Here is a 1,756-nt window from a genome sequence, read left to right on the forward strand (position 1 = left end):
GGTCGCCACTGCTCACGGTGACCGGGGCACCGGCGCGCACGGTGCCGACGGCACGGGTGCGCACCACAGCCGCAGCACCCGTGCGTACGGCGGCCGCCCTCCCCAGCACGACCCGTAGCCGCCCCTTTTCCGACCAGGAACCGGAGCCCGTGGCCATGACCGTCTGCCTGCTCCTGCTGAGCGTTGTCGCCGTGACGGCCGCCGTCCCCGTCCCCCGGGTGCTGACCCGGGCCTCGTGGCCGGAGCGGGAACCGGTGGTCGCGCTGTGGGTGTGGCAGTGCCTGGTCGCCACCGTCCTGCTGTGCTGCGTGACGGCTCTCGCGCTGGGCGCCGCCGCCGTTTTCGGCACGGTCCGCGCGCAGTTGTTCGCCCCGGCGCCGCCGGCCGTGACCGCCGCGTACGACCTGTCCACCGCGCCGCCCTGGGCCGCCGCCCTGACCGTGCTGCTGGCCTGCGGCGCGGCCTGGACGACCGCGATGCTCGCGCGGGAGATCGTCGAGGCGCGCAGGCGCCGCGCCCAGGCCCGCGCCCATCTGCGCGAGCGGGCCCCCGACCTGCCGGCCGGCCTGCCCGCCGCCAAGGGGCCCCTGCTGGTCCTGGAGGACGAGTACCCCGACGCGTGGTGGATGCCCGGCAGCCCGCCCCAGCTGATCGTCACCACGGGCGCCCTGCACCGCCTGACCGGCCACCAGCTGGACGCCGTCCTCACCCACGAGCGCGGCCACGCCCGGGCCCGCCACGACTGGCTGCTGCACCTGTCCACCGCCCTGGCCACCGGCTTCCCCCGCGTCCCGCTGTTCGCCCACTTCTGCGACCAGACCCACCGCCTGGTCGAGCTGGCCGCCGACGACACCGCCTCCCGCCGCTGCGGCCACCTGACCACCGCCCTGGCCCTGATCGAGCTCAACCAGCACCGCGGCGTGCTGTCCTGCGCCTCCAGCCACCGGCTGCTGGGCGAGCGGGTCGACCGGCTCCTCGAACCGCCGCCGCGGCTCGGCCGCAGGCACCGCGCCCTGACGACCACCACGGCCGCGCTCGTCCCGCTGCTGCCCCTGCTGATCGCCTTCGCCCCGGGTCTGACGGCGCTGTCGTAGCCACACCGGCCCGGCGGGGGCCGGTGGCGGATCTGCCCTTCGGCACCACGAACACCCAGGTCAAGCGCGGAACGGGTCACCCTCCCGGTGGCGCAGCATTCCCGCAACACCACTTTCCCTATCGGATAGGGATGCGATCCATGCCGACCGACCGCATCCGAGACGACGCCGGACAAGGCGCCTCGACCACCGTCACCGCCCACCGAGCACGGCGCGCCGGCTGCGCGCCGACCGGGCCCAACAACTGGCCGACCTGCTCCGCCGGCAGCTGCTCACCGGCTACTTCGCCGAGGGCGTCCTGCCCCCGGAGAACACCGACGTCTTCCGCCTGCTGGAAGCCGTCACCGGACGGTGCCTCCGCCACGCCGAGATCACCCTGGAGGCGGTCAGCGCGGACACCCACTCCGCCGCCGTGCTGGAGGCCCCGCGCGGCGCCGCCGCACGCGCCGTCGCCGCTCTGTCGGAGTCGGCCTGGCAGGTGCGGGCCGGTGCCGCGACGGCGCTGTCCGTCGCCGACCCCGACGTGGCCGTCCACGCGCTCGCCATGGTCCTGGCGGACTCCAACACCGACGTCCGCAAGGCCGCCGTCCTGGCCCTGACCCGGCACGGAGCCTCAACGGAGGCCCGGGCGGCCTGGCCACGGCGACGACGGATTCCGAAGC

1 protein-coding gene and 1 pseudogene are annotated in these 1,756 nt (G+C 75.7%); both read left to right on the forward strand.

Annotated features, from left to right (window positions below; all coding sequences use genetic code 11):
- Positions 1–155 precede the first annotated feature (155 nt).
- On the forward strand, positions 156–1,094 hold the full coding sequence (locus tag RIN80_RS25420) for a M56 family metallopeptidase (protein WP_309097982.1): 939 nt from the start codon (positions 156–158) through the stop codon (positions 1,092–1,094).
- Positions 1,095–1,234: 140 nt separating this feature from the next.
- A pseudogene (locus tag RIN80_RS25425) lies at positions 1,235–1,566 on the forward strand (hypothetical protein); the annotation flags it as partial.
- Positions 1,567–1,756: the final 190 nt, after the last annotated feature.

The sequence above is a fragment of the Streptomyces sp. genome (genome assembly GCF_031181705.1).
Classification (GTDB): Bacteria; Actinomycetota; Actinomycetes; order Streptomycetales; family Streptomycetaceae; genus Streptomyces.